The following is a 24,277-nucleotide window of genomic DNA, read 5'->3' as shown; positions in this document are numbered from 1 at the left end:
ACAATCTGGTGGGTGCAAGTGCCGAATTTGGCTTATCTCAAATAAAGGAAGATAGGGTATGCAATTAAATAGTCTTGGGTTTCCCCGCATCGGGCGTCGTCGTGAATTGAAATTTGCCTTAGAAAAATACTGGCGTGGTGAGAGTACTCAAGCCGAATTATGTGAAGTAGCGAGTGAACTGCGCCGTACCCATTGGCAGTGGCAAACCGCAGTGGGCATTGAGCAAGTTCCCGTGGGGGATTTTGCCTTTTACGATCAAGTATTAACCCTGAGTGCGACCTTGAATGCCATCCCTGATCGCCACCGCGGCGAAGGCGCTATCGATCTCGATACCTTATTCCGTGTTGCCCGCGGCAGAGCGCCAACGGGCCAAGATGCGCCAGCCTCTGAAATGACCAAGTATTTCAATACTAATTATCATTATTTGGTGCCAGAGCTGACGCAAAACCAAGAGTTTTCGATTGCTTACGAGCAGTTTTTTGATGAAGTCAGCGAAGCGCAAGCGCTAGGCTATAAAGCAAAACCTGTGCTACTCGGCCCTGTTAGTTACTTGCACCTTGCTAAAACTGTGGGTCAAGAGTTCAATAAGTTAAGTTTATTGCCTAATTTATTAACTGCTTATGCTGACATCTTGGCGCGTTTCGCCGCCAAAGGTGTGGAATGGGTACAGTTAGATGAGCCTGTGTTGGCATTAGAGTTAGGCACGCAGTGGCAAGCAGCGATAGCAGAGACTTATCAAGCGCTAAGCACTGTAAACGTCAAGGTTCTTTTGGCGAGTTATTATGGCGGTATTGCGCATCATCAAGCCCTAGTATCTGCCTTGCCAGTGGCTGGTTTGCACTTGGATTTAGTCACAGCCCCAGAACAACTGGCTGTGTTTGCAAATGCGTTGCGCAGTGAGCAAATTTTGTCGGTGGGCGTGGTTAATGGCCGTAACGTGTGGGCGGCAGAAATCGATTTGATTGCCGAGCGTATTGGCGCAGTGGCGCGTGATTTAGGCGATCGTCTGTGGATTGGCACATCATGTTCATTGCTGCACAGCCCAGTCGATTTAGATGTTGAAGTCAAACTATTACCTGTGCTGCGTAAGCAGTTAGCCTTTGCTAAGCAGAAACTGTTGGAATTGAGCAAAATTCGCCAATTATTGTTGGCGCCTAATTCGGATGAAGCACAAAAAATCAGTACTTTTTGTATCGCTCGTCGTCAAGCCAAAGCGCAGGCTGCAGATAAGCAAGTGATTGATCGTGTTGCGGCATTAACTGCTGCGGATTATGAGCGTGTCAGTGATTTCAGTGTACGCCAAAGTGTGCAGCAGCAAAAATACCGTTTACCCCTGTTGCCAACCACGACCATAGGTTCGTTCCCGCAAACACCCGCTATTCGAGGATTACGCAGCCGCTGGCGTAAGGGCGAGATAAGTGATGCTCAGTATACTGAGCAGTTACAACAAGTGACCCGCGATACTATCGAACGCCAACTAAAACTGGGTATCGACGTACTCGTGCACGGTGAAGCCGAACGTAACGACATGGTGGAATACTTTGGCGAGCAGTTAGCTGGCGTTGGTTTTAGTAAAAATGGCTGGGTACAAAGTTATGGCTCACGTTGTGTTAAGCCACCCTTGATTTACGGCGATGTGAGTCGTCCAAAAGCCATGACAGTCGATTGGGCAAAGTTTGCTCAAAGCCTGACTGACAAACCCGTAAAAGGCATGTTGACGGGGCCAGTGACGATTTTGCACTGGTCATTCGCCCGTGAAGATATCAGCCGCGATGCGATTGCAACACAACTGGCGCTGGCGATTCGTGATGAAGTAGTCGATTTACAAAATGCGGGGATTGGCATTATTCAAATAGATGAGCCCGCCTTCCGTGAAGGTTTGCCATTGAAGCAAAGTGAGTGGCAAACCTATTTAGATTGGGCGGTGAATGCCTTTAAACTCAGCGCTGCTGGCGTGACTGATGAGACTCAAATCCACACTCACATGTGTTACAGCGAGTTTAACGACACGATTGCCGCGATTGCTGCCATGGATGCAGATGTGATCACAATCGAGACGTCGCGTTCGCGGATGGAGTTACTCAACGCCTTTGAAGATTTTGAATATCCAAATGAAATCGGCCCCGGTGTGTATGACATCCACTCACCAAACATCTCAAGTGTGGAGGCCATGGTGCAGTTAATCGAGAAAGCCGCGCAGAAAGTCCCCGTGCGTCAATTATGGGTCAACCCAGATTGTGGCCTAAAAACCCGAACTTGGGATGAAGTCGAACCTGCATTGAAAAACATGGTTGATGCCACGCGAGAACTACGTCGCCGCCTTGGTTAATATCACTGCTTGAGTGAGAGTTTTTAACTGAACTTATTGAGCTTACTCAGTAAAAAGACACCGGATGTTTATGCCTCCGGTGTCTTTTATTCGCTGCGAATAAGGGAAACGCCACTGTCTATTGGCCATGTTTAATATCAAGGTTCAATAGACGTACGGAGCGAATAACGATTCTTAGTTTAGGCTAATTAATCAGTAGTAAGCTATTGATAACCTTGTTAGATGTTAAGCATCTCGTGGTAAGCCTTTTTTGATAATACGCACCATGCGTTCAGTCTTGCGGCGTGCTTTTTGTTGTTCAATTGCTGCGATATCGGCAAGGCGCGATTGTTGCGCATTGAGCGCCCACTCGATATGTTCACTCACTATCTCATCGATATCGTCACTGTTATTGCGGGCGTTAAGTGCGGCAATAATACTTGGGCTTGCGGGGGCGTTACCCAGTGCGACTGCGATATTACGTAACCAGCGTTTATGGCCAATGCGGCGAATGGCGCTGCCTTCAGTTTGTTTAAGAAACTCTGCCTCGCTCCAAGCAAAAAGGCTGAGAAGATCGGGCTGTTTTAACTGCGGGCGAATATGGAAGTCGGTTTCGGCGGTGAGCGGCGCTTGGCGATTGATGGGACACACGAGCTGACAATCATCGCAGCCATAGATGCGGTTGCCCATAAGTGGCCTAAATTCTTCAGGAATGGCGCCTTGCAGCTCTATGGTGAGATAGGAAATACAGCGTCTACCATCAACCACATAGGGTTCTACGATTGCCCTTGTTGGGCAGGAGGTGATGCAGGCGACACAAGTATTGCAGCCTTCTTGAATGGGAATATCCACAGGCAGAGGCAAATTGATCAGCAGCTCACCTAAAAAGAACCAACTACCCGCCTCATGGTTGAGTATGAGTGAGTGTTTACCTGTCCAGCCGATACCGGCTTTTTCGGCTAATGGGCGCTCGAGTACGGGTGCTGAGTCAACAAAGGGGCGAAAGTCAGCGGCATCGAAACCGAGAGCAACTAACTCTGCACTGATTTGATCCCCCAGTTTTTTAAGCCGAGCGCGGATCAACTTGTGGTAGTCGCGACCTCCCGCATAACGGGAAATATAACCTAAGTTGGGATCGGTGAGATTCGTAGCAAAGCCAGCTTCGGGTGGTAAATAATCCATCCGTACGGATATCACCCGCACTGTGCCCGGATGCAATTCTTGCGGGCGAGCGCGCATCATGCCATGGGTGGCCATATACGCCATTTCGCCATGAAAACCTTTGTCTAGCCATGCTTGGAGTTTGGCTTCTTCGGCCGTTAAATCTGTATCGCAAATGCCAACCTGCGCAAATCCGAGTGCTTTTCCCCACGTTTTTATTTGCAGCGCGAGCCGCGACAGTGTGCTGGCATAGGATTGATTAGGGATTGGATTGGCTAAAGTCGACATGGATTCATTGCAGCGAGTCTCTTGGCTAGGTGGCAATATGATAGCAAGTTTTCACTTGTTGCGGACGCGTTTACTCAGTGAGCATGAATGAGGCGCGATTTTCTTTAGGCAATATGTTTATTTGCAGCTGAGATTGAGTCTATGATTAGGTTTAATGTTTCGCTTTTGGTATCAGTATGCTGAGTGCGTTTTCTCCTAGGGCATTTTTTCTTGCGATGAGTCTGTTAGGCCTAATGCCTAATCTTGTTTTTGCTGCGCCTGATAAGTTGAAATTGGTGACCGAGGCTTGGCCTCCCATGAGTTACGAGCAAGATGGCGTTCCCCATGGTTTTGCAGTGGACTTAGTTAATACCCTGCAATCGAGACTGGGACAGAGCGAGAAAATCGAGGTCTTACCTTGGGCACGGGCGTATTCGATTGCCAATACTTCGGCGAATGTCTTACTTTTTGCGACGTCTATTAATGACGAGCGTGAAGATCATTTCGATTTTATCGGCCCGATTGCAACCAGCAAAATTGCTTTGTATGCGAGGGCGGCAGATCCCATTGTGCTCGAGCAACTTGCTGAACTGCAATCTAAAGATATTGTCGGGGTTTATCGAGAATCCGCTGGAGCACAGCTGTTACAACAAGCGGGTGTCGATAACTTACTGGTGGCGAGTTTTCCGCAGCAATCGGCGAAGCAATTACTGTTCTCTCGAATTCGTTTATGGTGCCAAGCGGATCTTGCGGTTAAGCAGATACTCGAAGAAGTGGGCGCTAGTGAGGCAGATATACGCCAAGTGTATGTCGTATCAGAGATTAATCTGTATTTAGCCTTTTCTAAAGGGACGTCGGCGGCTACGGTCACGAGTTGGCAAACAGAGCTTGAGAAAATGAAAGACTCAGGGGAGTTTAGTCGTTTATATCAGACATGGTTTGGTGCTTTACCGCCGCCATTACAGCATCAAGTGTTTTGGCATAAAAGCGTTTAACTCTCGCTCACAGCTTCATTTCTGGCAGCTTTAACACAATTCCTTCCCGCATTTTTAGCCTCATAAAGGGCGTCGTCGGCACGTTTCAGTAGGCTGGCAAAGTCTTTGTCTTGATAGGTATTTTCAGTATTTTTTTGTGGCGCTAAGGTTGCGACTCCTGCGCTAACAGTCAATTTGAGTTCAGCGGGTAAATCCTCTGCGCCTAGACGACTAATTTGAGCTTGCAACTGATGGGCAAGTTCACAAGCACGTTCAGCATCTGTGTTGGGTAAGAGAATTAAAAACTCTTCACCACCGATACGGCCAATAAGATCTTTATTACCCGTTAGGGCTTGACTTGCGCTTGCGATCGTCAGTAAGGCGCGATCGCCCAGTTCATGGCCGAAGTTATCGTTAATTTTCTTGAAGTGGTCCGCATCAAAGATAATCACCGAAAAAGGGCTTTGTTGTTTTAAGGCTTGCTGAAAATACTGTGCGGCTTGGGCATAAATATGCCGACGATTAGGGAGCTTGGTGAGGTAATCGGTGAGGGCTATGACCTGTAATTGGCGATTTCTCTGCACTTGTTTATACGCAAATATCGACACTATTGTTAGGATAAAGCCCGTCAATAATAAAATGATGTGTTGCAATGACTTATTCTTCTCAAGCAGCGCGAGTTCTTGTTCTTTAAGGTTTTGGTTTTCAATCAAACGTTGATTTTCAGATTCAATCCTAGTGGTATCAAACTTCACTTTTAATTCTGTGGTTTGATGTGAGAAGGAGTTGTCGTCGATCTTTTTGGTGAGGGCGACAAATTCCTGCAATGCGCCATAGGCCGCAGGTAAATTATTTATGGCCGCATAGACGTCACTTTTTAGCTGTAATAGTTGGGTGAGTCCCCGATCATTTTGCAGAGTACGAAAGGCTTTTTCCCCCTGTTCGAGTTCAGTAAGCGCTTCTTTATAACGTGCTTGTTGAAACTTGATATTGGCCGTAAAGAGTTTCATAAAGCTATAAGCGGCATAATCTTTTTCGCTAATCACAGCTGCGGCTTCAGTTAAATATTTTTCCGCTTCATTAAGACGATGGAGTTTGATTAAGCTAAAGGCAATGTCCGTCGCCATAGTGGCGGCCACTTTTTCTAGCTGATGTTCCTTAAAGTATTGATAGCTGAGCAAGAAGTGATCAATAGCTTGTTGATGTTCACCCAGTTCATCTAAAGCCAGACCTATTTCTGAGGTGACATACATTGCCTGTTCTTGGTTATTGTTCTTTAAATAGAGTGCTTTGAGTTTATTGTAGTAACGGATTGCACTTTGGGGATCGCCATAACGTCTAAAGCTGGTGGCCATATCGGCAAGATTGATGTTAGCCCAGCCGGTTAAATTCAGTGACTCGTATAGATCTTGCGCTGTTATGAGGTCGTCTAATGCCGCAGAAAAATCACCAATGTAGGAATACAGAGCGCCGCGAAGGCTGCGTGAGTCGGCGATCAGTTTAAGATCCTCATGCTCATAGGCACGCTTAACGCTGAGGTTATAGCCTTCCATTGCGCTATCTACATCACCATTTAACTGCAAAAACCAAGAATGACAAAGCATGAGGTCGGTGATGAAATGCGCGGAAGCCGTTGGTGGAATATGGGTGAGTGTTTGACTCGTATTCTTAACTGCCAGCGCTATGTCAGTATCCGTTTCGGCACTTTGATCCCAGCATTTCAGTAGCTGCAGCTTTTCATTGCGGGCGACATCGTCGGTTGCAATCAGTTTGCTCAATAACGCAAGATCGCTGTTAATTGCTTCGCGGGTCATGGGCTCACCGCTTTCTAATCTTTCAAATATTTTATCAACCTGAGTCTTTTCTTCTGCCATAGCCGGACTTAGCAGCAGTAAGAGCAGCAACAAGGTAAATGATAAGTATCGGAATGGACGTAGCAAAAAAGGTATCCTGTTCGCATTAAAATCAATAGCTAATAATCAGCTTAGCATAACTTGTTTGTTCATTTTGAATATAGATGTATCGCAATTTTGCATTCGGCTAGCTATCAAGGTATAAACTTCGCCTTGGAAATCATCCTAAAAAGGAATCACCCTTGAAAAAATTACTTTGTGCTGCCCTACTCATGATGAGCGGCACTAGCTGGGCGGGCTCAGATTTAGAAACCTCGGGCGATGTATTGCACTTATTGCTCCCCGCAACGGCAATGGGCGCGACCTTGTTTTATGAAGACGGTTACGACGGCAGCTGGCAGTTAATTCAGGCGGCAGTATCGAGTCGATTAATCGTTGAAGGCCTAAAATATGGCGTGAGTAAAGACAGACCCGACGGTAGTGGCGATGATTCGTTCCCATCGGGTCATACTTCAGATAGCTTTATGGCGGCGACGTTTATTCAGCAGCGTTATGGCTGGCAATATGGTTTACCCGCCTATGTCGCTGCATCGTATGTTGGCTATACCCGAGTGGCGGGCGATCAACATTACTTAGAAGATGTGTTAGCGGGTGCTGCAATTGGCGCGCTAGCAGGTTGGTATTTTACTCAGCCCTATGAAGGTATTACTGTCACACCGATAGCAGGTAACGGCGTTTATGGTTTATATGTGAGTGGTCAGTTTTAAGTCTATTTTTTGAATGAATGTTAATCGAGATTTTTTATGAGTGAATTATCAGCTGTTTACCGTGAAACTGCCGAGCAGATTTCTTACAATGTCGCAAATAAAGTGCTGCCAATGGCAAAACTCCCAGATGGATTATTGGCTGCATATCAAAGCCTGTGCGCTGAACTGTTGGAAGACAGAGAGGGCAAATTTAGCCAAGCTTGGGCATCTTTGCCTACTAGCGCGCGTAATCTTATGGATCAAGCCGCATTCCACGGTTTTTATATTGCGAATGCTTGGTTGCAGCTGAGCCGTGTTGCCCAAGAGATTTCTGAGCAGGCCGATACCGATGGTGAAATCCAAGAGCAAGAATATAACGGTATCTTCACCCGTTTAGCCGATGAGTCGCTCAAAGAAAGTCTACGTAAATTGAAAAAAGCACGTATCGATCGCTCTATGCTCAATAGCTTTAAACAGGTTATGGCGCCTTAGTTTTTATTGAAATAAGCGCTGAGTCTGAAAATCAAAAAGCCCGTCACTTTGCAGTGACGGGCTTTTTGTTGGCACAAACGCTTAGCTAAAGCTGCTTTGCCGTGACTTAAGTCACGGCAACGCTATGCTTAGAACGAAGTGCGTTTGTAGCGGCGATATTCTGGACTCCAGAAATTGCCTTCAATTGATTGTTGTAAGATTTCATCGCTCATTGGCAGCGTTAAACCTTGTTCAACTGCGACTTTACCTACGGCGAAAGCGATGTGTTTACTGACCGCGTGGATATCTTCCAGTTTCGGCAATAATGGGCCGCTACCGTCGATTGCCAGTGGCGAGCATTCTGCAAGTGCGCGGCTTGAGGCCATTAACATGGCATCGGAAACGTGGCGGGCACCAGAGGCTAAAACACCTAAGCCAATACCTGGGAAGATAAAGCTGTTGTTACACTGGGCAATCTCATAGGTTTCACCATCGACCACAACGGGCTCGAACGGACTACCCGTGGCGACGAGTGCTTGACCTGAGGTCCAATGCAAAATGTCCTTTGGCGTCGCTTCAACACGGCTGGTTGGGTTCGACAGTGGGAAAATAATCGGGCGGGCACAATGGCTGTGCATAGCGCGAATAATTTCTTCGGTGAACAGACCCGGTACGCCGGACACGCCAATCAGCACGGTTGGCTTAGCGTTGTTAACCACATCCAATAACGAAATATTGTCGCTGAAATTACTCCAGTTTTGGATATTGGTGCATTTCTGCGCCAATTTTTGCTGGAATGGCAACAGGTTAGGCATGTTGTCTAGCAATAAGCCCCAACGGTCAACCATACATACTTGCGTGCGAGCTTGCTCGTCGCTGATCCCTTCGGACACCATTTGCGCCACGATAGCTTCGGCGATACCGCAACCCGCGCTACCCGCACCAAGGAAGGCAATACGTTGTTGATTTAATTCAGTACCTGCAGCTTTACAAGCGGCCAGTAGTGAACCGACGGCAACGGCGGCGGTACCTTGAATATCATCGTTAAAGCAGCAATAGCGATCTTTATAACGCTCTAAGATCGGCATGGCGTTCTTTTGGGCAAAGTCTTCGAACTGGATCAAAGTGTCTGGCCAGCGCACATGTACGGCTTGCATAAAGGCTTCGATAAACTCGGCGTATTCTTCGCCACCGATGCGCGGATGGCGCCAGCCCATATACATAGGATCTTCTAACAACTGCGGATTATCTGTGCCTACGTCTAAAGTGATAGGCAGAGTATAAGCCGGACTGATGCCACCACAGCTCGTGTAGAGTGACAGCTTACCGATAGGGATCCCCATGCCGCCAATACCTTGATCGCCAAGGCCTAAAATACGTTCACCATCAGTGACTACGATAATTTTAACTTTTTGACGAGTCGAGTTATTGAGGATGTCATCGATCCTATCTTTGTTCGGATAGGAGATAAACAAACCACGGTTGCGGCGATAGTTTTTCGAGAAACGTTCACAAGCTAAACCTACCGTCGGCGTATAGATGATGGGCATCATCTCGCTGATGTTATTTTGCACTAAACGATAAAATAAGGTCTCGTTTGTGTCTTGGATATTACGTAGGTAAATATGCTTGTCTAAGTCGTTATTGAAACTTCTAAATTGATCGTAGGCGCGAGAAGCCTGCTCCTCAATCGTTTCAATGGCATAGGGAACTAAGCCTTCGAGGTTAAAGAAAATACGCTCTTCTTCAGAAAATGCACTGCCCTTGTTAATCAGCGGGGCTTCAAGAATGGCAGGTCCTGCAAACGGAAGATAGAGGGGGCGTTTATTATCGTCCATGGGTAACCTTTTGAGTTATTGTTTAAGTGGTCAATACGTGCTGTAAGTCACGTAAGGTTATCATGAAATGTGATCTTTGTTGTCCGTGGAACGAGGTATTTGTGGTTTTTTTGCAGCAGTAAAAAAGTCAGCTGTTTTAAACAGGATTTATGAGGTACTTCAGATGGAATTGTTATGCTGTTGTTTATGCCTAAGCAACTTTAGGTATAGCTTAAATTGGATATAAAAAAACGCAGCCTAAGCTGCGTTTGATATGAAAAACTGATGTGTTGCGTTATTCACCACGATACTTAAGTGATAAGCCGCGAATAAAGTTACGCAGGATTTGATCGCCACACTCTTTAAAATTCTTATGATCCGGATTGCGGAACAGCGCGCTCAGTTCTGATTTTGACATTTGCACTTCGGCTAGAGCCAAGGCTGCAACTATGTCTTCTTCACGCATTTCGAGGGCTACTCTGAGCTTTTTGAAGATTAAGTTATTGTTTAAACGCGATACTGGCGCTGGGATTTCTGCACCTTCACGTAGGCCACGCTTTTCGATGATAAGGCCGTCTAGGAACTGACATAAAGTGGTGTCATTACAGGCTTTGTAACCTTCTTCCTCTTCTTTGTGCAGTAGAGCAATGATCTCTTCTGTCGGCACTTCTCTTCCAGCTTTGGCAAAAATTTTAATCATTTTGGCATTGTTGAAATCAAACACGAAGCGCAAACGGCGCAAAATATCATTATTAATCATGGTCATCTCTTGGCGCGGCTGCGCTGTCTGGTTTAAGAGGCGGTATTATATACCCAAACCGCCTCAAAAGCAGAATTTAGCCGGAATTTAACGCAGCGTAGCGAATGCTATTTATGATTCTGGCATAAATAGCTGTCATGACATCTTAGCAATCAACCTTTAATGACGTTGTACCAATAGATAAATAGTGCCGCGAAAATCAGCAGATAACTCAGGCCAAACCAAGAGAGTAGCTTCATCTTAGTGCCATACCTATCGGCTTCGGGGAGCTGTTTGCTGGTCATTAAGCGGTAGTTTAACCAAGCAAAAATGACAGTGGTCATAAAGGCCAAAATCATCACAAACTCAAGTAGCTGCAACAGTGCGCCTTTAAAGAAGAGGATCAGCAATAAGCCAAAGGCACTGATGGCGAGCATGATCCCTGTGAGGCGTTTGTCTGAACTGGCCTTTGAGGTGAGTAATTGCCAGCCCATATCTAAGGTGCGGCTGTAGCCATCGATAACGGTTACTGTGGTGCTAAAAATACAGAGAAAAGCCACAATCCCAATAAGATAACGACTTTCACCACCCATCACTTGGCTGTAAAGGTTGATCAATTGATTAGCAAATTGTGCGCCTGAATCAGAAAAGTGCTCACCACTGCCGTGCATCACTAAGGCGCCCAAGGACAGAAACACGATCGCGAGGATCGCGGTGATGATGTAGCCTAAATTAAAGTCGAGCAGCGCTTGCGCTTTTGTGACTGTCTGGCTTTTTTGTTTTTCGAGCAACCAGATGGAATTCCAAGCGCTCACTTCAATCGGTGCCGGCATCCAGCCCATCATGGCGACCAGAAATCCCACATGGGCCCATTGCCAAGGTGAGGGAGAAACAAAATTGCTCGCTAATGGCTGAGCATGATCCCAAGCTAAGGCCACGGCAATTAAGGTCGTTAGCGTTAAGGCGAACATGATGATCTTAGTGAGTCTATCGAGTAGTTGATAATGGCCTAAGATCAGCAAAGCCAATGAACTCAGCAATACCAGCAAGGCTAACCAATCGATGGGAAGCGGAATAAATTGGGTCAACATGGCGGCGGTGAGCATGCAAACACCTGCTGTGCTAGCGGCGGCGGCAATCACATTCAGTCCGGTAAATAGCAGCAAATAACCTCGGCCCTGTTTGAGGTAACCGTGCAGTAAACTCTCCCCTGTGGCGGCGGTGTAACGTGCGCCAGCGGCAAAGAAGGGATACTTAAGTAAATTTACCCCTAAAATGACCCAAGCCAGTTGCCAGCCAAATTCGGCGCCGGCCCGAGTCGAGGCAACTAAATGCGATGCGCCAATCGCCGCTGCGGCCATAAGCACACCTGGCCCCATAGCTTTAATGCCAAGCGTCAGGTGTGCCATCCAAGAGGATGAAGAAGAGGTTGTCGAGGATTCTGTCATGTCGTTATTAAAAGTACCTGTTGAAAATTAATCTGGGGAATCGAACAAGCCCTTATGTTAAGGCTGCGCTCATGCTAAAGCTGTGCTAACGCTAAGTGAGTGGCTCAACATTAAAGGGAAAGTGATTGAACTGAAAGTCGTTTTATTCAATTTATCTATTTAATTTTTGGCTGAGCAAGGCTTCAATTCGTTTTAGGCTTGCAGCCATCTCGACTACGTTTTGTAATAACGCATCATCAGGCTGCACCGATGGGGTCGTTGTATGCGAGCGCTGAGTAAGACGCTCTTTTTGTTCTAATACGCGGGTTCTAAATTGAGGCGCATCAACTATGCCGACTAAGCTTATCAAGGCGCCTGCGCCCGATTGCCCTGCGGTTTCTACCGTGAGTTTATGCAGACCAAATAGGCGCATAATTGGGCCTTGGATCAATGCCATATCGGTAATTTTGTCCAAAGGCACTGTATTTTCGGTACGAGTTAATATTCCGCGGCGCACAATCAACTTATTACTGGTGAGCTCGGCACTCATATTACGAATATAGCGGCGAGTTCCCCACAGCCCGATTGGAAACCAAAGCAATAACAAGGGAATGCCGACTATGCTGAGGCTGAAATAGGCGGCCCCTGAAAGCAACCAATACAAACCTAGATTGGACTCAAACTCTGCTTGATGAATGATCTTGTCTTCCATGTTTTTTCCTTAAATTCTGATATTCAAGCATCACTCTTGAATTGACTGCTTTGCTGGACATTTCCTATCTTGGAGTATCGCTTAGGTGAAATACATTGTTTTAATATATTAGGATGTAATTTTGTAGCGATTGTTTGAGTTTTATTTGGTGCAGTCTCAGTGTATCTTCGGGGATTCGTTTACCTACAACCACTAAAAGGACGTTGCAATGATCACTTTATATGGCACACCGCGCAGTCGCGCATTACGAGTTGCTTGGGTGTTGGAAGAGTTGGGGGTTGATTGGGATTTTTCCTTTGTGGATATGACTAAGGGGGCGCATCGCAGCGCGGCATTTTTAGCGATAAATCCCTGTGGTAAAGTGCCTGTGCTAACGGATGCTGAGCTAGTGTTATCTGAATCTGCAGCGATTTGCCTTTATCTCGCAGAAAAGTATGGCGAGGGTAAGTTGTTGCCACCAGTGGGGAGTAACGCATCGGGTTTGCACCATCAATGGGTAAGCTTCATCATTACTGAGCTTGAGCAGCCGCTTTGGACTTTGGGTAAACATAAGTTTGCCTTGCCTGAGGCGCAGCGTCATCCGCAGATCATGCCTTGTGCGGTATGGGAGTTTGATAAGGCGGCGGCATTGGCCGAAGCCATGTTGCCTGAGAGTGATTTCTTGCTCGGTGATGACGTTTCGGTGGCGGATATTTTGCTAGCCCATACCTTAATGTGGGGCACATTGTTTGAACAAGCCATTCCACCTAAACTCGCCGCTTATCGCGATAGGTTGTCTGCGCTGCCGTCGCGTCAATCGGCTTTGCAGAAGATGGATGCTGTGGTGGCCGCTAAGGGTTAATCAGGCAGAGTAGCTGATTATTTTAGCCTTGAATGATTCAGGTGCATTCCCACCATTATCTGAAAATCATTATGAGAATATAAAAAGGGCAGATAGTGATATCTGCCCTTGCTGTTAATGCGAGTACTAAGCTTCTGGATTTACACGCTTATAGCTGAGTCGCGGCCCATTTAGCACGGCTTTCACGGCTTTCGCTCATTTTGGTCGGTTCACGGAAGGCTTTATAGGCTTCCACGTCCAGTGCGACTAAGCTAACGTCGACTTCTAGGACCAGTTTGCACTCTTTCTTGATGCGCCAAGCTGCGGTGTTGTACAGCTCAGTAAAAGGCAATGAACTTAAAAATTCGGGGTTGTATTGAGTGTAAGTGGCTTGAGTGGGGTACACCACAAAAGCTAAATGACGCTTAGGTTCTTTTTTAAATAGTTCTTCGATACCATCGCAGGTGTTGAGCACTTGCATCTCAATGATGTCATCAATATCAAGCAGTTTCTTTTGCGCCAGCTCAGGTGCAGCTTGTTCGCCACTTTCCCAGGCTAATACATCGGTTTCGCTATGGTTAGTTAGCGTGCCAACTTGAGCCGCACTTAAGCTCAATGATTGGCGTAAGTAGCTCATTTCGATGGCATTCAAGCCAATGTTTTTAGACATAATCGTGTTCTCAATGCAATAAAAGTAAAATTAGTATTTAATCTTTAGCCAGATTTCTTCAACCCATTCCCAGAACGACTCCCAATAGATATCGGTAAAACCGCCGTTTTTCCAGAAATGCACTTGGCCATCTTGGTCGATACAGTAAAAAGCATCGCCCTGCTGACAAATGGCAATCATGTCCCTTGGCATGCCGATAGACCAAGCATAACAAGTGACCTCAGGCAGATAGGTGTGTGAGTAGGGATCCGATGCAGTTACTGGCTCTATCGTGCCGTAAATCACATCACTGGCATACAGCAGGTATTCTTTTAGCTCCCGTGGTAATGAAATAAGGATTTGCTCTTCAACTTCGACGAGCTGCTCAAATGTGGGTAATTCGAGTGGTACAGGAACAGTTTCGCTGCGTTCTTGGAGTTGCTCAATGATGTCGTGCATGGCGTTTCCTGCTGATAGGGCTATGGCGCGGGATTATATACCCAAACAACCTGAAGATGCAGGATTCAGCGAGAATTTAACGCACTTTAGGCAAGGTCATTTATTGCTCCTGCATAAATGGCATTCACGCCATCCATGGCGATTGCGGCTATTTGCAGACCTAGCGGGCTAAGTTAAAAATAGTCAACACTGCATAAAGTGCGTTAAAGCTCGCCAGGAAGGAGTGCCTAGGGCACTTCACTTCCGTGTTGCATCAATTCAAAAGGTGGCCGACATTCTGTCATTGATGCGCCTTGAATTGAAGCACCCTAGGCACTCTGAAACTCGTATCTTCAGGTTGCTTGGGTATCGACTTAAAAAGACGTTCGATGCGAGAGAGTGCTTTTTTTCAGCTTATTTTTAATATGGTTTTTCAGGCGCTGTAAGATATTAAAAAAGCGCTGGCACCTTTGCAGGATACCAGCGCAACAGTGGAAACGATTGCGGGTTAAGCGACTGAGACTCTTAATAAACTGGCTTCATCGACCCGTTTATAGTTAAGCCATGCTTTGTGGTACAGCTTGTGTGATTCTTGGCGTAATTTAGCAATCTGCGCGAGTTCAAACTCACTGAGTAACCTTTGCTGTTTACGGGCATTAGCTTCAATCGTCTGCACTTTTTCATATACCTTGTGCTCTGGGCCGTTTTTGATATCGGCGATATCCTGCAAATGCAATTGCACCTCGGCAATCATGCCAGATTGGGGTAAACGCACCAGCAAGTTGAGATCGCGATAACCAGATGCTTTGGGTTCGGCAAAGCGGTTCTTTTGTTTCACCACTTGGGTCTGTTCGTTCAAGGCTTGGTAAGCCTGCATCAGATCTTGAATGCTGTCGGTCACGATACTTGCCCTTGCCAGGTCGGTAATTTGGCTGGCGTCACCGTTAAATTTTGTCGCCACTTTATCGGCAGCTCTTTGATAACTCTTCACCGGAGGAATAATCACTTGCGTCTGTGAATGATGGGCAATTCGGGTAAGCAACTGAGCCAGTTCAGCTTGAGCATCATAGGCTTGGTGATAGAGAACGGATAAGTCATTCGAGGTTTGACGAGGCGCATCAAAGGTCTGACTGCTGAGTGCGTATAGACCTTGTAGATCGTGGCTTTGTGCCTGTCTTGCACTGTAATTACCACGTTCTGTTTTTGTGTCACTGACGTCGAGAGAATTTGCTACACCAGCGCGGCTCGATAATAAGAGTAGAAAAATAAAAAAGGTACGAAATAACTTAGTCATGCGGCCTACTTCCTTATGGGTGAGTTGTACAGGTCACCCATCCACCATAGGCTTCTTTTGCTTAATTAAAGCTGAATCAATCATTAAGACTTGTTCATCTTGCGCATGGGTTCACATTCATCACTCGGGATTGAGGAGTTTAGCCAAAAAAAATGGCGCCACCTGTGACAGTGAACGCCATTGTTGTTGCTCAGCTTATGTAGCCGAGCGGCGATTTAAATCTGGCTTACCAAATTTTTACGCGTTTCTCTGGTGCGATATACATAGCATCACCGGGTTTCACATCATATGTGGTGTAGAACTCAGGCATGTTAGACAGAGCACCCAGAGCACGGAATTCCGCAGGTGAGTGTGGATCGGTCGCTACACGGTTACGCATCGCTTCTTCTTTGGCTTTCGCGCGCCAAATTTGAGTGAAACCGATGAAGAAACGTTGATCGCCTGTTAAGCCATCGATGACTGGCGCTTCTTGACCATTGAGTGATTTCTTATAGGCGCGGTATGCGATAGTCACACCTGATAAGTCACCAATGTTCTCACCTAGCGTTAAACCACCGTTGACGTGCAAATCGTCAAACACAAAGTAACCGTCGTATTGTGCAATCAGCGCTTGGCCACGGGCAGAGAACTCTTTCAAGTCTTGCTCAGTCCACCAGTCACGCATGTTGCCTTCGCCATCGAACTTAGCACCTTGGTCGTCGAAACCATGGCCCATTTCGTGACCGATAACGGCACCAATACCACCGTAGTTGACTGCATCGTCAGCCGCCAAATTGAAGAATGGTGGTTGCAGAATTGCTGCAGGGAAGACGATCTCATTCATGGTTGGGTTGTAGTAAGCGTTAACCGTTTGTGGGGTCATGTGCCATTCGTCTTTGTCGATTGGCGCGCCCAGTTTGGCTAATGACTTAGCATGTTCAACTTCGCTGGCACGAATAGCGTTACCGATTAAGTCGTCAGCCTTGATGCTCAGCTTGCTGTAATCTTCCCACTTGTTCGGGTAACCGATTTTCGGGTTGAATTTTGCTAACTTATCCGCCGCAGCCACTTTAGTGCTGTCGCTCATCCAGGTTAAATCTTTGATGCTCTCGCCGTAAGCGCCACGAAGATTTTCCACCAGTGCCTGCATACGGTCTTTGGCTTCAGGCGTGAAGTGACGTTTAACGTACACTTTGCCGACAACTTCACCCAGCATACCGTTAACAGAGGCTACGCCGCGCTTCCAACGTGGTTCTTGCTTTTCTTGACCGTTTAAGGTTTTAGAGAAGAAATCGAAGTTTTCGTTGTCCAGCGCTTCACTCAAATAGTTCGCCGCATGCGTCAGTACTTGCCATTGCATGTAGGTTTTCCAAGTAGCTAAATCGGTCGTTTTTAAAACCTCGTTCAGACCTTGGATATAGCTAGGCTGGTTAACAATGATGTCGGTTTGCTTATCCGCCCCCAGCGCTGTTAAGTAGACAGTCCAATCGATATCCGGTGCCAATGTTGGCAGATCTTTCACTTGATATAGATTGTAAGTTTTCGTGCTGTCGCGGTTTTCAACCACATCCCAATGCTTAGAGGCAATTGCTGTTTCTAGGGCAAGGATAGACTCAGCGCTGGCTTTAGGATTAGCGAGACCCGCAAGAGTAAACATCTTTTCTATGTGGGCTAGGTAAGCCTTACGGATATTAACGAAGCGTTCTGACTCGTTAAAATAGTAGTCTTTTTCTGGCAGGCTTAGGCCATATTGATAGAGATGAGTCGCGTAACGGCTAGAGTTTTTCGCATCGATATCGATATAAAATGCCATAGGCGTACCCGCGCCAGCGATTTGGCTGTGGGCGAAGTACTTCACCAATTCATTCTTATCTTTTAAGGCGTTAATGGCATCGAACTCACCTTGGATTGGTGTCACGCCCAGTTTGTTGAGTGTGTCAGTATCCATAAATGAGCGATATAAGTCGGCTACTTTTTGCTCGTCTGTACCAACGGCGAGATTTGGCGTTGCTGCCACTTCTTCGATAATGGCTTTTACATCGTCACGTGATTTTTCACGTAAATCGTAGAAAGCGCCAATGCTAGTGCGATCGGCTGGGATTTCAGTGTTTTTCAGCCAAGTGCCGTTAACATATTTGTAGAAATCGTCCTGTGGGCGAACCGCTTTATCAAAATTAGCGAATTCAATACCAGAACCCAGTACTTGAGTTACAGCAACTGCGGTGGCTGTTTTAGCAGTTTCAGGTGTTTTAACGTCGGCTGGCTTGTCATTACAGGCAGTCAGGCCTGCGATAAGTGAGGCACACAGTCCCCCAATGAGTACTTTTCTCATGTCGTTTCCTTCGAGTTTATTATTGTGCCCATTATTGGGGCTGTTATTTTTTGCAAAATGGGATTGCTTCAGGCGCAATGTACTATGTTAATGCCTTACTAGGAATCTAAACAAGGTCATTACAGTTTTTATCGCGGATTTATCTTGAGTCATATGTAACTAAAGGTTACCAATTACAATCTTAAGCTCATTAGCGGCAAAGTTACCGTATGCAAGCCTTTTGAGGTAAGCGAGCACTTAGCTTTCTCTTTTTTACCCGCGATTAAATTAGCTGCCGGATCGGCTTTGCGGGGTTACCTGCGACCACGGTTTTGGCGGCTACATTTTTTGTAACTACGGCGCCAGCGCCTATGATGGCGTCATCACCAATAGTGACGCCTGGCATTATGATAGCGCCGCCACCAATCCATACCCGTTTACCGACCTTAATTGCTTTAGCGGTTTCTAAACCTGAGCAACGCAGCTCGGCATCGAGTGGGTGACTCGAGGTATAAAACTGTGCATTGGGGCCGACCATAGTCTGCTCGCCAATAGAAATGGGCGCATTATCCTGCAAGGTGACATTCACATTGATAAACACTTTGTCGGCAAGGGATAGGTTGGCGCCATAACTGATAAAAATCGGCGTGGATATCGTTGCGGCTGGTGATTTATGGGGAATGAGCTGCTGGCAGAGTTGGCTGTACTCTGGGGTATCTTGGTCAATCATTTGATTTAATTGTCGATTCAGCCGTTGCTGCTGAGCTCGTAAACTTAATAGTTCGCTGGCAAGGCAATCGTATTCTTGGCCTGTGATCATCTTTTGGAATTCAGTCATGTCATCTTTCCCTAGGGTGACTGTCGTAAATGCGTAAGGGCTAAATAGAAACACATCGCGTGCTGAGCAGCAATTCTTTGCCCTTTGAAGTGGTCGGCCTCATAATATGGCAGTTTTCTTTATTGAAGTTGAGTATTAACGTGCGTTTAGACAAATTTATCTGTGAGAGTACCCCACTGACTCGCTCATTAGCGAAAAAAGCCCTGCATCGCGGTGACATCACTTGCGATGGCATAGTCGTCAAAGACTCGGGCTTTAAAGTGACTGAAGGTATGCGTGTTTGTCTCGAGGGCGAGCCTATTGCCTTAGTGGGCGTACGTTATTTAATGCTCAACAAACCAGTCGACACCATTTGTTCAACGATTGATGAAACCTATCCATCGGTATTGAGCTTAGTGGATGTGCCCAAGCCTGAAACCTTGCACATTGCCGGCCGTTTAGATGCCGATACCACAGGGCTAGTGCTGATCACGACCGACGGTCAGTGGTCGCATAAAATCACTTCACCGAAGAAAGAATGCGGTAAACGCTATTTAGTGCAACTCGCCGATCCTGTGGATGCTGGCTTGATTGCAATATTTGCCGCTGGCGTTGAATTACGCGGTGAAGATGGCTTAACTAAGCCTGCATTGCTGGAGATTATTGAGCCGCAATTAGTGCGACTCACCATCACTGAAGGTAAGTACCATCAAGTGAAACGTATGTTTGCTGCTGTGGGCAACCACGTGCAAGGGTTACACCGTGAAAGTGTGGGCCAAATTGAATTAGATCCCGCCTTAGCGCTGGGTGAATGGCGTTATTTGACCGCCGAAGAAATAGCATCAGTTTAACTCAAGGAATCTACAGAAATGCCGCCCGAGTTAAACTCGTGGCGGCATTTTTATTGGCGCGATAAAACCTAAGTAATTACTGTTTCTTTAAAACCAAATCACCGCTGATAGTGTTCATTTTTACACTGGCGGCACCCGAACCGGTTTGGAATGACAGCTCGGCGCGTGGCACGTATTTCTGCTTTTTAGGTTCATCTTGGGTTAAGGTATTTTTGATCTTGCCACCTGGTCCGCCGTCTAAGTCAAAGCTGGCATCTGGCATATCGGCAAAAGTCACTATGATATCGCCACTCACACTTTCTAAATTGGCTCTGTTGAAGTTTTTCGCCAGTGACACTTTTGAGTCACCGCTGACGGTTCTGAGTAGGATTTCCTTAGCGAGACTAAAGTTAGCATTCACTTCACCAGAAACTTGTTCAACCGTCACTTTTTCGGCCTGAGTTTGACTTTTTAAGTCACCACTTACGAGGCGATAGTTCATTTCCCCTTTACTGTCAGTGTCTTGAATCGTGCCTGATACTGTCTCTAATTTCACTTTACCCTCGAGTGCTTGAGTGATGATGTCGCCTGAGACTGTGTGCAACTCAGGTTTACCACTAAGGTTGTTAGCTTTGATATCGCCACTGACGGTATTCAAATCGAGTTCACCTTGGGCTTCGGCGACTTGCAGATTTGCTGAAATAGTATCTGCACTGAGTTTTACTGTCTTTGGCACTTTAATGGTGAGCTGCGAGCCTTTGTCATTACTGCCATTGTAGTGGCGGGGCATTTTGTCTTCGATATTCAGACTGTTTCCCTGTTGCTCGAACACAAAGCCTTCGCTCAATTCATCGAGTGTACCTGTGACGCTGACTTCACTCTTATCCCAGGTTTGAATCGTCACATCGCCGCGCTGGACTTTGATCTGCAGTTGGGTGTCGCTGCTAATATTAAGCTGTTTATCAACACTTTGCGCTGCGAACACATTGCCCATCAAACCTAAATAGAGTGTCGAAACCAATAGACTGGCTTTAGTGAGATTGAGGTTACTCATAGGGTGTTTCCTTGTGTCGAGTTTCTAATGGGTAGTTTTTGGCCCTGTTGCAATAGGTCGAGCTCACGTTGCTGCACCCAAAGCCAGAGTTGCCAAAGTTGTTTATCGGTTGGATTTGCTTGTAAAGCTTGGTAAATCTGGGTTGCCGCGCGTCTTAGTTCCGCCAAACCTTGCTCAACGGGCGCGCTGAAACTACTGGTCTGCCAAGCTAGCGCATTCGTTGTCTGCTCTAGGTTATCCACTTGCGCTTGGTGCGATGCCGCGATTTGGGTTAACAGTAACTGTAAGGCCGCATCCCCTTGTTGCTCTGGCATAGCTGAGTTTTGGGCAAGCTCTGTCTGCTGTGTGGTTAATTGATTGAAATAAGGCAATTGGCTATATCCCAATGCCACTAGCATGATAAAAGAGGCGGCTATCGCCCACTGTCGGCCGTTCTGGGATTGGCGTGTTTGGGAAACCAGCGGTTTGTCCATACGCTTTTCAATGCCTTGCCACAGATCATGGGTGGGCGACATTTCTTTGGGAGCGCTATTGATCAGTTGCTCAAGCTGTTGTTCACGGGAAAGCGGCGTTAACGTCATTACAGCATCTCCTGTAGTAGTTGCTTAGCTCTATGGTATTGGGTCTTGCTAGTGCCGACGGCAATGCCAAGCAAGTCAGCGATTTCATCGTGTTGATAACCTTCGATGGCGCAGAGTACGAACACCATGCGTGCCCGCTGCGGCAGTTTGAAAATCAACTTATCTAATCCGCTATAACTTTCATCTGAACTCATAGGTTCAGTCTCATTTTCCAGTGGGATAAATCGTGCCCAGAATGATTGTTGTTTACGAATACTGCTCAAGGCTTGATTGACACAAATGCTGTGTAACCAAGTGGAAAACTGACTCTCACCTCGAAATTGTGGCAACTTCTGCCACACTAAAATAAAACACTCTTGGGTAATGTCTTCCGCCATGGTTTTATGACCACAAAGGCGCAGTGATAGGGCATAAATACGTTGATGATGGCTTTGATACAGCAATTTAAAGGCGGCTCTGTTGCCTTGGCTGGCGAAGGTGGCCAGTTCAAAGTCAGACATTGCGCTATTGAGTGGGAGTATCCCTGCTGTCACTGTCATTCCCTGCCATAATTATTAAGTGTTGTAGTTTTGACGCTCTGAATGCTGCAAAAGGTTTGGAACTGTAAAAAATATATTTTATTAAGATTCATTATCCAGCGTAACATTTTTGTAATCTGTAGTAGAATCCGCCCGAAAATATACAGTTAAGCTGATGAAGTTATTCATTTTATACCAGTTGGTATGGTGATCTTTATATCGGCGTTGAGACGGTATATTTAACAAAATTAACATGCATTACTTTGAAAAATATGTCGGCATCATCTTGATGAACTAAGCTAAAAATAATGAGGTGCTCACGATATGAGAGCTTAAATCCACAGATTGTCAGAGTATTTGATATGAACTTTTCATGTATTGCTACACTTGCGCTGTTAAAGGCTTAATTTGCAGCTATCTTTTTAAGATAGATTATTTATTCGGGGACTTTCTATGCTAATCCGCTCAAAGTTGTTACTCAGCGCAGCTGTGTCTATCTCGGCATTAGTTGCCATGTTTGGATTACAACTCCATTCAAATTCGGTTAAGTCGGAGCTCTCCCATGCCGTTCAAAATGTGCTTGAGTTAGAGCGCGATGTCTTAATTCTGCGTAAAAACGAAAAGGATTTCTTCGCGCGTAAGGATTTAAAATATGCCGAGCTACATAAGCAAAGCCACATGGCAATCGACAGTATTGTCCCAGAATTAGAGAAAGTCTTTAAAGAATACGGTGTGTCCAAGGCATCGCTTGAAAGTTTTGATAGTAATTTAAATCAGTATCAAGCTGCTTTTTCTGAAGTGGTGCAGCTACAGCAGGAAATTGGCTTAACGCCTAAAACAGGTTTGTACGGCACATTGCGTACGGCGGTGCATAATGTTGAAACGCTGCTGAAGCAATACAATCAGCTCGAACTCGAAGTGGCTATGCTGCAACTGAGACGTAACGAAAAAGATTTTATGCTGCGTCGAGAGCTAAGTTATGTTGAAACCTTCGATGCCAACATTGGCAAGTTTAATGACAAGCTACGTTCATCAAGCTTAGATGCCGATACCCAAAATAAAATTGCAGAGCTTATTACTCAGTATCAGAAAGATTTTAAAAGCTTAACCAATAAAGAGCAGCAACTTGGTTTGACCGAGAAAGATGGCACTATGGCGCGTCTTGTCGCTGCCAATCTACAAATTGAAAGTAGCGCGAATGACTTACATAACCTAGCGCTTAAGGCGATTGATGATGCTGAGAGCAGCAGCGTTAATGTAGGTATTGCGGTGTTTATCTTTATCACGTTGCTGCTATCTATCATTACCTATTTGATTATCCGTAGTATTATCGCCCCGGTTGAGCGTATCACGCAGATCATTGCTCGTATCGAAGTGAGTAAAGATCTGACCTTGAGATGCGATGCATCAACGCAAGATGAACTTGGCGAAATTGCACAGCACTTCAATAGTATGGTGAGTAGCTTCCAGCAACTGATTGAGCAAGTGATTGAGTCGGTCGCGACAATTAACACCTCCTGTAAGCGCGTATCCGAAAATGCCATGCTTGCCTCTGAAGGCGTAGGTCAACAGCTCAATGAGACTGACATGGTTGCAACGGCGATCACTGAAATGGGCGCAACCATTGACGAAATTGCTAAAACAACTGAGTTAGCGGCATCAAAAGCGGGCCAGACCCACGATAATGCGCAAAGTGGCCAATTAGAAGTTGAGCAAACGATTCATAAAATCCAGTCACTTGCTGAGCAGCTCAATAGCTCGGCTGCGGTCGTTAATGAGCTGGAACGTGACAGCGAGACAATCGGTAGCGTGTTAGATGTGATCCGCGGTATTGCCGAGCAGACCAACCTCTTGGCCTTGAATGCGGCGATTGAAGCGGCGCGTGCGGGTGAGCAGGGCCGTGGTTTTGCCGTGGTTGCCGATGAGGTGCGTAACTTAGCGATGCGGACTCAATCGTCAACCCAAGAGATTGCGAACATTATTCAGACCTTACAGACGCGTACTCGCTCGATTGTGCAATTGATGGAATCGAGTCAAAAACAAGGTGTTGAGAGTGCGGAGCAAGCGGCGAGTGCCGGTGCGTTACTCAAGCTTATTAATACTGATGTGCGTAACATCATGGACATGAGTACTCAAATTGCCGCGGCGATTGAAGAGCAAAGCATGGTGGCGGCCGAAGTGAACAAGAACGTGGTGGTGATCCGCGATATCGCCGAAGAATCCTCCCATGCGGCAGATGCCAATGCGTCGGCATCGGATGAGCTGAAAGCGCAGGCTGAATTCTTATTCCGTGCGGTCAGTAATTTTAAAATCTAATATTTAAAAGCCAACTCTAATCTAATGAGCAGAAGCTAGCTTAGAAAATACACTAACAAAAACGCACTCCGAGGAGTGCGTTTTTATGTCTGAGTGATTAGCTCTGCAAGCTTAGTGATTCGTTAAAACAGCACACTGTGCATTGGAACCACTCAGATTAGTCAGAACGTTCAGTGACTATAATAATGAGTGACA

Annotated in this window: 22 protein-coding genes; 8 read left to right on the top strand and 14 right to left on the bottom strand. The window is 46.2% G+C overall.

The window, feature by feature from the left end; translation table 11 throughout:
- Positions 1 to 58: 58 nt before the first annotated feature.
- Positions 59 to 2,329, top strand: a complete 2,271-nt coding sequence (gene metE / locus FW758_RS08785; RefSeq protein ID WP_446445185.1) for a 5-methyltetrahydropteroyltriglutamate--homocysteine S-methyltransferase — start codon at positions 59 to 61, stop codon at positions 2,327 to 2,329.
- A 225-nt stretch (positions 2,330 to 2,554) separates the two neighbouring features.
- On the opposite strand, the gene queG is transcribed toward metE, so the two are convergent.
- Positions 2,555 to 3,757 (bottom strand): tRNA epoxyqueuosine(34) reductase QueG, encoded by a 1,203-nt coding sequence (gene queG / locus FW758_RS08780; protein WP_446445184.1) that lies wholly within the window; start codon positions 3,755 to 3,757, stop codon positions 2,555 to 2,557.
- Positions 3,758 to 3,933: 176 nt separating this feature from the next.
- On the opposite strand from queG, the gene FW758_RS08775 reads away from it, so the two are divergent.
- Positions 3,934 to 4,731, top strand: coding sequence for a substrate-binding periplasmic protein (locus tag FW758_RS08775; protein ID WP_446445183.1), 798 nt, complete (start codon positions 3,934 to 3,936; stop codon positions 4,729 to 4,731).
- Here the strand turns inward: FW758_RS08775 and FW758_RS08770 are convergent.
- Positions 4,728 to 6,650 (bottom strand): diguanylate cyclase, encoded by a 1,923-nt coding sequence (locus FW758_RS08770; RefSeq protein ID WP_446445182.1) that lies wholly within the window; start codon positions 6,648 to 6,650, stop codon positions 4,728 to 4,730. The genes FW758_RS08775 and FW758_RS08770 overlap by 4 nt on opposite strands.
- Positions 6,651 to 6,805: 155 nt before the next feature.
- Between FW758_RS08770 and FW758_RS08765 the strand changes: the two genes are divergently transcribed.
- Both FW758_RS08765 and FW758_RS08760 read left to right on the top strand, forming a co-directional pair.
- The gene (locus tag FW758_RS08765) at positions 6,806 to 7,330 is read left to right on the top strand and encodes a phosphatase PAP2 family protein (protein WP_446445181.1); all 525 of its coding nucleotides are present in this window, start codon (positions 6,806 to 6,808) and stop codon (positions 7,328 to 7,330) included.
- Positions 7,331 to 7,366: 36 nt separating this feature from the next.
- Complete coding sequence (locus FW758_RS08760) at positions 7,367 to 7,801, top strand: DUF3069 domain-containing protein (protein WP_446445180.1); 435 nt, start codon at positions 7,367 to 7,369, stop codon at positions 7,799 to 7,801.
- A 128-nt stretch (positions 7,802 to 7,929) separates the two neighbouring features.
- Here FW758_RS08760 and FW758_RS08755 read toward each other — a convergent pair whose 3' ends face one another.
- From FW758_RS08755 to FW758_RS08740, 4 genes are all read right to left on the bottom strand, one after another.
- Positions 7,930 to 9,618: an NAD-dependent malic enzyme gene (locus FW758_RS08755; protein ID WP_006084095.1), complete on the bottom strand. Its 1,689-nt coding sequence runs from the start codon at positions 9,616 to 9,618 to the stop codon at positions 7,930 to 7,932.
- Positions 9,619 to 9,892: 274 nt separating this feature from the next.
- Positions 9,893 to 10,357, bottom strand: a complete 465-nt coding sequence (locus FW758_RS08750; RefSeq protein WP_006080239.1) for a DUF1456 family protein — start codon at positions 10,355 to 10,357, stop codon at positions 9,893 to 9,895.
- Positions 10,358 to 10,509: 152 nt separating this feature from the next.
- Positions 10,510 to 11,784, bottom strand: coding sequence for an Nramp family divalent metal transporter (locus FW758_RS08745; RefSeq protein ID WP_446445179.1), 1,275 nt, complete (start codon positions 11,782 to 11,784; stop codon positions 10,510 to 10,512).
- A 151-nt stretch (positions 11,785 to 11,935) separates the two neighbouring features.
- Positions 11,936 to 12,475: a PH domain-containing protein gene (locus tag FW758_RS08740; protein ID WP_432406280.1), complete on the bottom strand. Its 540-nt coding sequence runs from the start codon at positions 12,473 to 12,475 to the stop codon at positions 11,936 to 11,938.
- Positions 12,476 to 12,683: 208 nt separating this feature from the next.
- Between FW758_RS08740 and FW758_RS08735 the strand changes: the two genes are divergently transcribed.
- Positions 12,684 to 13,316: a glutathione S-transferase family protein gene (locus tag FW758_RS08735; protein ID WP_446445178.1), complete on the top strand. Its 633-nt coding sequence runs from the start codon at positions 12,684 to 12,686 to the stop codon at positions 13,314 to 13,316.
- Between the two features lie 148 nt (positions 13,317 to 13,464).
- On the opposite strand, the gene FW758_RS08730 is transcribed toward FW758_RS08735, so the two are convergent.
- Positions 13,465 to 13,965: a DUF4447 family protein gene (locus FW758_RS08730; protein WP_107949110.1), complete on the bottom strand. Its 501-nt coding sequence runs from the start codon at positions 13,963 to 13,965 to the stop codon at positions 13,465 to 13,467.
- Positions 13,966 to 13,995: 30 nt separating this feature from the next.
- Positions 13,996 to 14,403 (bottom strand): SMI1/KNR4 family protein, encoded by a 408-nt coding sequence (locus tag FW758_RS08725; RefSeq protein ID WP_011845817.1) that lies wholly within the window; start codon positions 14,401 to 14,403, stop codon positions 13,996 to 13,998.
- Between FW758_RS08725 and FW758_RS08720 the strand changes: the two genes are divergently transcribed.
- Entirely contained in the window at positions 14,402 to 14,575 is a 174-nt protein-coding gene (locus FW758_RS08720; protein WP_432339612.1) for a hypothetical protein, read from the top strand. The two genes, FW758_RS08725 and FW758_RS08720, sit on opposite strands and share 2 nt — an antisense overlap.
- 315 nt (positions 14,576 to 14,890) lie before the next feature.
- On the opposite strand, the gene FW758_RS08715 is transcribed toward FW758_RS08720, so the two are convergent.
- From FW758_RS08715 to FW758_RS08705, 3 genes are all read right to left on the bottom strand, one after another.
- Positions 14,891 to 15,676 (bottom strand): RelA/SpoT domain-containing protein, encoded by a 786-nt coding sequence (locus tag FW758_RS08715; RefSeq protein ID WP_259522501.1) that lies wholly within the window; start codon positions 15,674 to 15,676, stop codon positions 14,891 to 14,893.
- A 226-nt stretch (positions 15,677 to 15,902) separates the two neighbouring features.
- Positions 15,903 to 17,987 carry a M13 family metallopeptidase gene (locus tag FW758_RS08710; RefSeq protein ID WP_446445177.1) on the bottom strand — a complete coding sequence of 695 codons (2,085 nt, stop codon included), beginning with the start codon at positions 17,985 to 17,987 and terminating at the stop codon, positions 15,903 to 15,905.
- A 262-nt stretch (positions 17,988 to 18,249) separates the two neighbouring features.
- On the bottom strand, positions 18,250 to 18,804 hold the full coding sequence (locus FW758_RS08705; protein WP_413485804.1) for a sugar O-acetyltransferase: 555 nt from the start codon (positions 18,802 to 18,804) through the stop codon (positions 18,250 to 18,252).
- Between the two features lie 77 nt (positions 18,805 to 18,881).
- Here FW758_RS08705 and rsuA point away from each other — a divergent pair, with 77 nt between their 5' ends.
- Positions 18,882 to 19,634, top strand: coding sequence for a 16S rRNA pseudouridine(516) synthase RsuA (rsuA, locus tag FW758_RS08700; RefSeq protein ID WP_199850923.1), 753 nt, complete (start codon positions 18,882 to 18,884; stop codon positions 19,632 to 19,634).
- A gap of 76 nt (positions 19,635 to 19,710) precedes the next feature.
- On the opposite strand, the gene FW758_RS08695 is transcribed toward rsuA, so the two are convergent.
- The 3 genes from FW758_RS08695 to FW758_RS08685 are packed head-to-tail and all read right to left on the bottom strand — an operon-like array spanning position 19,711 to position 21,781.
- Positions 19,711 to 20,667: a DUF4097 family beta strand repeat-containing protein gene (locus FW758_RS08695; protein ID WP_446445176.1), complete on the bottom strand. Its 957-nt coding sequence runs from the start codon at positions 20,665 to 20,667 to the stop codon at positions 19,711 to 19,713.
- Positions 20,664 to 21,248 (bottom strand): anti-sigma factor, encoded by a 585-nt coding sequence (locus FW758_RS08690; RefSeq protein ID WP_259559072.1) that lies wholly within the window; start codon positions 21,246 to 21,248, stop codon positions 20,664 to 20,666. The genes FW758_RS08695 and FW758_RS08690 overlap by 4 nt, the downstream gene beginning before the upstream one ends.
- The gene (locus FW758_RS08685) at positions 21,248 to 21,781 is read right to left on the bottom strand and encodes an RNA polymerase sigma factor (protein WP_446445175.1); all 534 of its coding nucleotides are present in this window, start codon (positions 21,779 to 21,781) and stop codon (positions 21,248 to 21,250) included. Before FW758_RS08685 ends, FW758_RS08690 begins: the two co-directional genes overlap by 1 nt.
- 438 nt (positions 21,782 to 22,219) lie before the next feature.
- Between FW758_RS08685 and FW758_RS08680 the strand changes: the two genes are divergently transcribed.
- Positions 22,220 to 24,082: a methyl-accepting chemotaxis protein gene (locus tag FW758_RS08680; RefSeq protein WP_006080254.1), complete on the top strand. Its 1,863-nt coding sequence runs from the start codon at positions 22,220 to 22,222 to the stop codon at positions 24,080 to 24,082.
- Positions 24,083 to 24,277: the final 195 nt, after the last annotated feature.

The sequence above is a fragment of the Shewanella sp. 1180_01 genome, assembly GCF_052850535.1.
Note: the sequence above shows the minus strand (reverse complement) of the source record. Positions and strands in the feature narration are given on the sequence as shown.

Coding starts and splice junctions, on each gene's coding strand:
- metE (WP_446445185.1), top strand. CDS start 59: ATGCAATTAAATAGTCTTGGGTTTCCCCGCATCGGGCGTCGTCGTGAA.
- queG (WP_446445184.1), bottom strand. CDS start 3,757: ATGTCGACTTTAGCCAATCCAATCCCTAATCAATCCTATGCCAGCACA.
- FW758_RS08775 (WP_446445183.1), top strand. CDS start 3,934: ATGCTGAGTGCGTTTTCTCCTAGGGCATTTTTTCTTGCGATGAGTCTG.
- FW758_RS08760 (WP_446445180.1), top strand. CDS start 7,367: ATGAGTGAATTATCAGCTGTTTACCGTGAAACTGCCGAGCAGATTTCT.
- FW758_RS08755 (WP_006084095.1), bottom strand. CDS start 9,618: ATGGACGATAATAAACGCCCCCTCTATCTTCCGTTTGCAGGACCTGCC.
- FW758_RS08750 (WP_006080239.1), bottom strand. CDS start 10,357: ATGATTAATAATGATATTTTGCGCCGTTTGCGCTTCGTGTTTGATTTC.
- FW758_RS08745 (WP_446445179.1), bottom strand. CDS start 11,784: ATGACAGAATCCTCGACAACCTCTTCTTCATCCTCTTGGATGGCACAC.
- FW758_RS08740 (WP_432406280.1), bottom strand. CDS start 12,475: ATGGAAGACAAGATCATTCATCAAGCAGAGTTTGAGTCCAATCTAGGT.
- FW758_RS08735 (WP_446445178.1), top strand. CDS start 12,684: ATGATCACTTTATATGGCACACCGCGCAGTCGCGCATTACGAGTTGCT.
- FW758_RS08730 (WP_107949110.1), bottom strand. CDS start 13,965: ATGTCTAAAAACATTGGCTTGAATGCCATCGAAATGAGCTACTTACGC.
- FW758_RS08720 (WP_432339612.1), top strand. CDS start 14,402: ATGGCGTTTCCTGCTGATAGGGCTATGGCGCGGGATTATATACCCAAA.
- FW758_RS08725 (WP_011845817.1), bottom strand. CDS start 14,403: ATGCACGACATCATTGAGCAACTCCAAGAACGCAGCGAAACTGTTCCT.
- FW758_RS08715 (WP_259522501.1), bottom strand. CDS start 15,676: ATGACTAAGTTATTTCGTACCTTTTTTATTTTTCTACTCTTATTATCG.
- FW758_RS08710 (WP_446445177.1), bottom strand. CDS start 17,987: ATGAGAAAAGTACTCATTGGGGGACTGTGTGCCTCACTTATCGCAGGC.
- FW758_RS08705 (WP_413485804.1), bottom strand. CDS start 18,804: ATGACTGAATTCCAAAAGATGATCACAGGCCAAGAATACGATTGCCTT.
- FW758_RS08695 (WP_446445176.1), bottom strand. CDS start 20,667: ATGAGTAACCTCAATCTCACTAAAGCCAGTCTATTGGTTTCGACACTC.
- FW758_RS08690 (WP_259559072.1), bottom strand. CDS start 21,248: ATGACGTTAACGCCGCTTTCCCGTGAACAACAGCTTGAGCAACTGATC.
- FW758_RS08680 (WP_006080254.1), top strand. CDS start 22,220: ATGCTAATCCGCTCAAAGTTGTTACTCAGCGCAGCTGTGTCTATCTCG.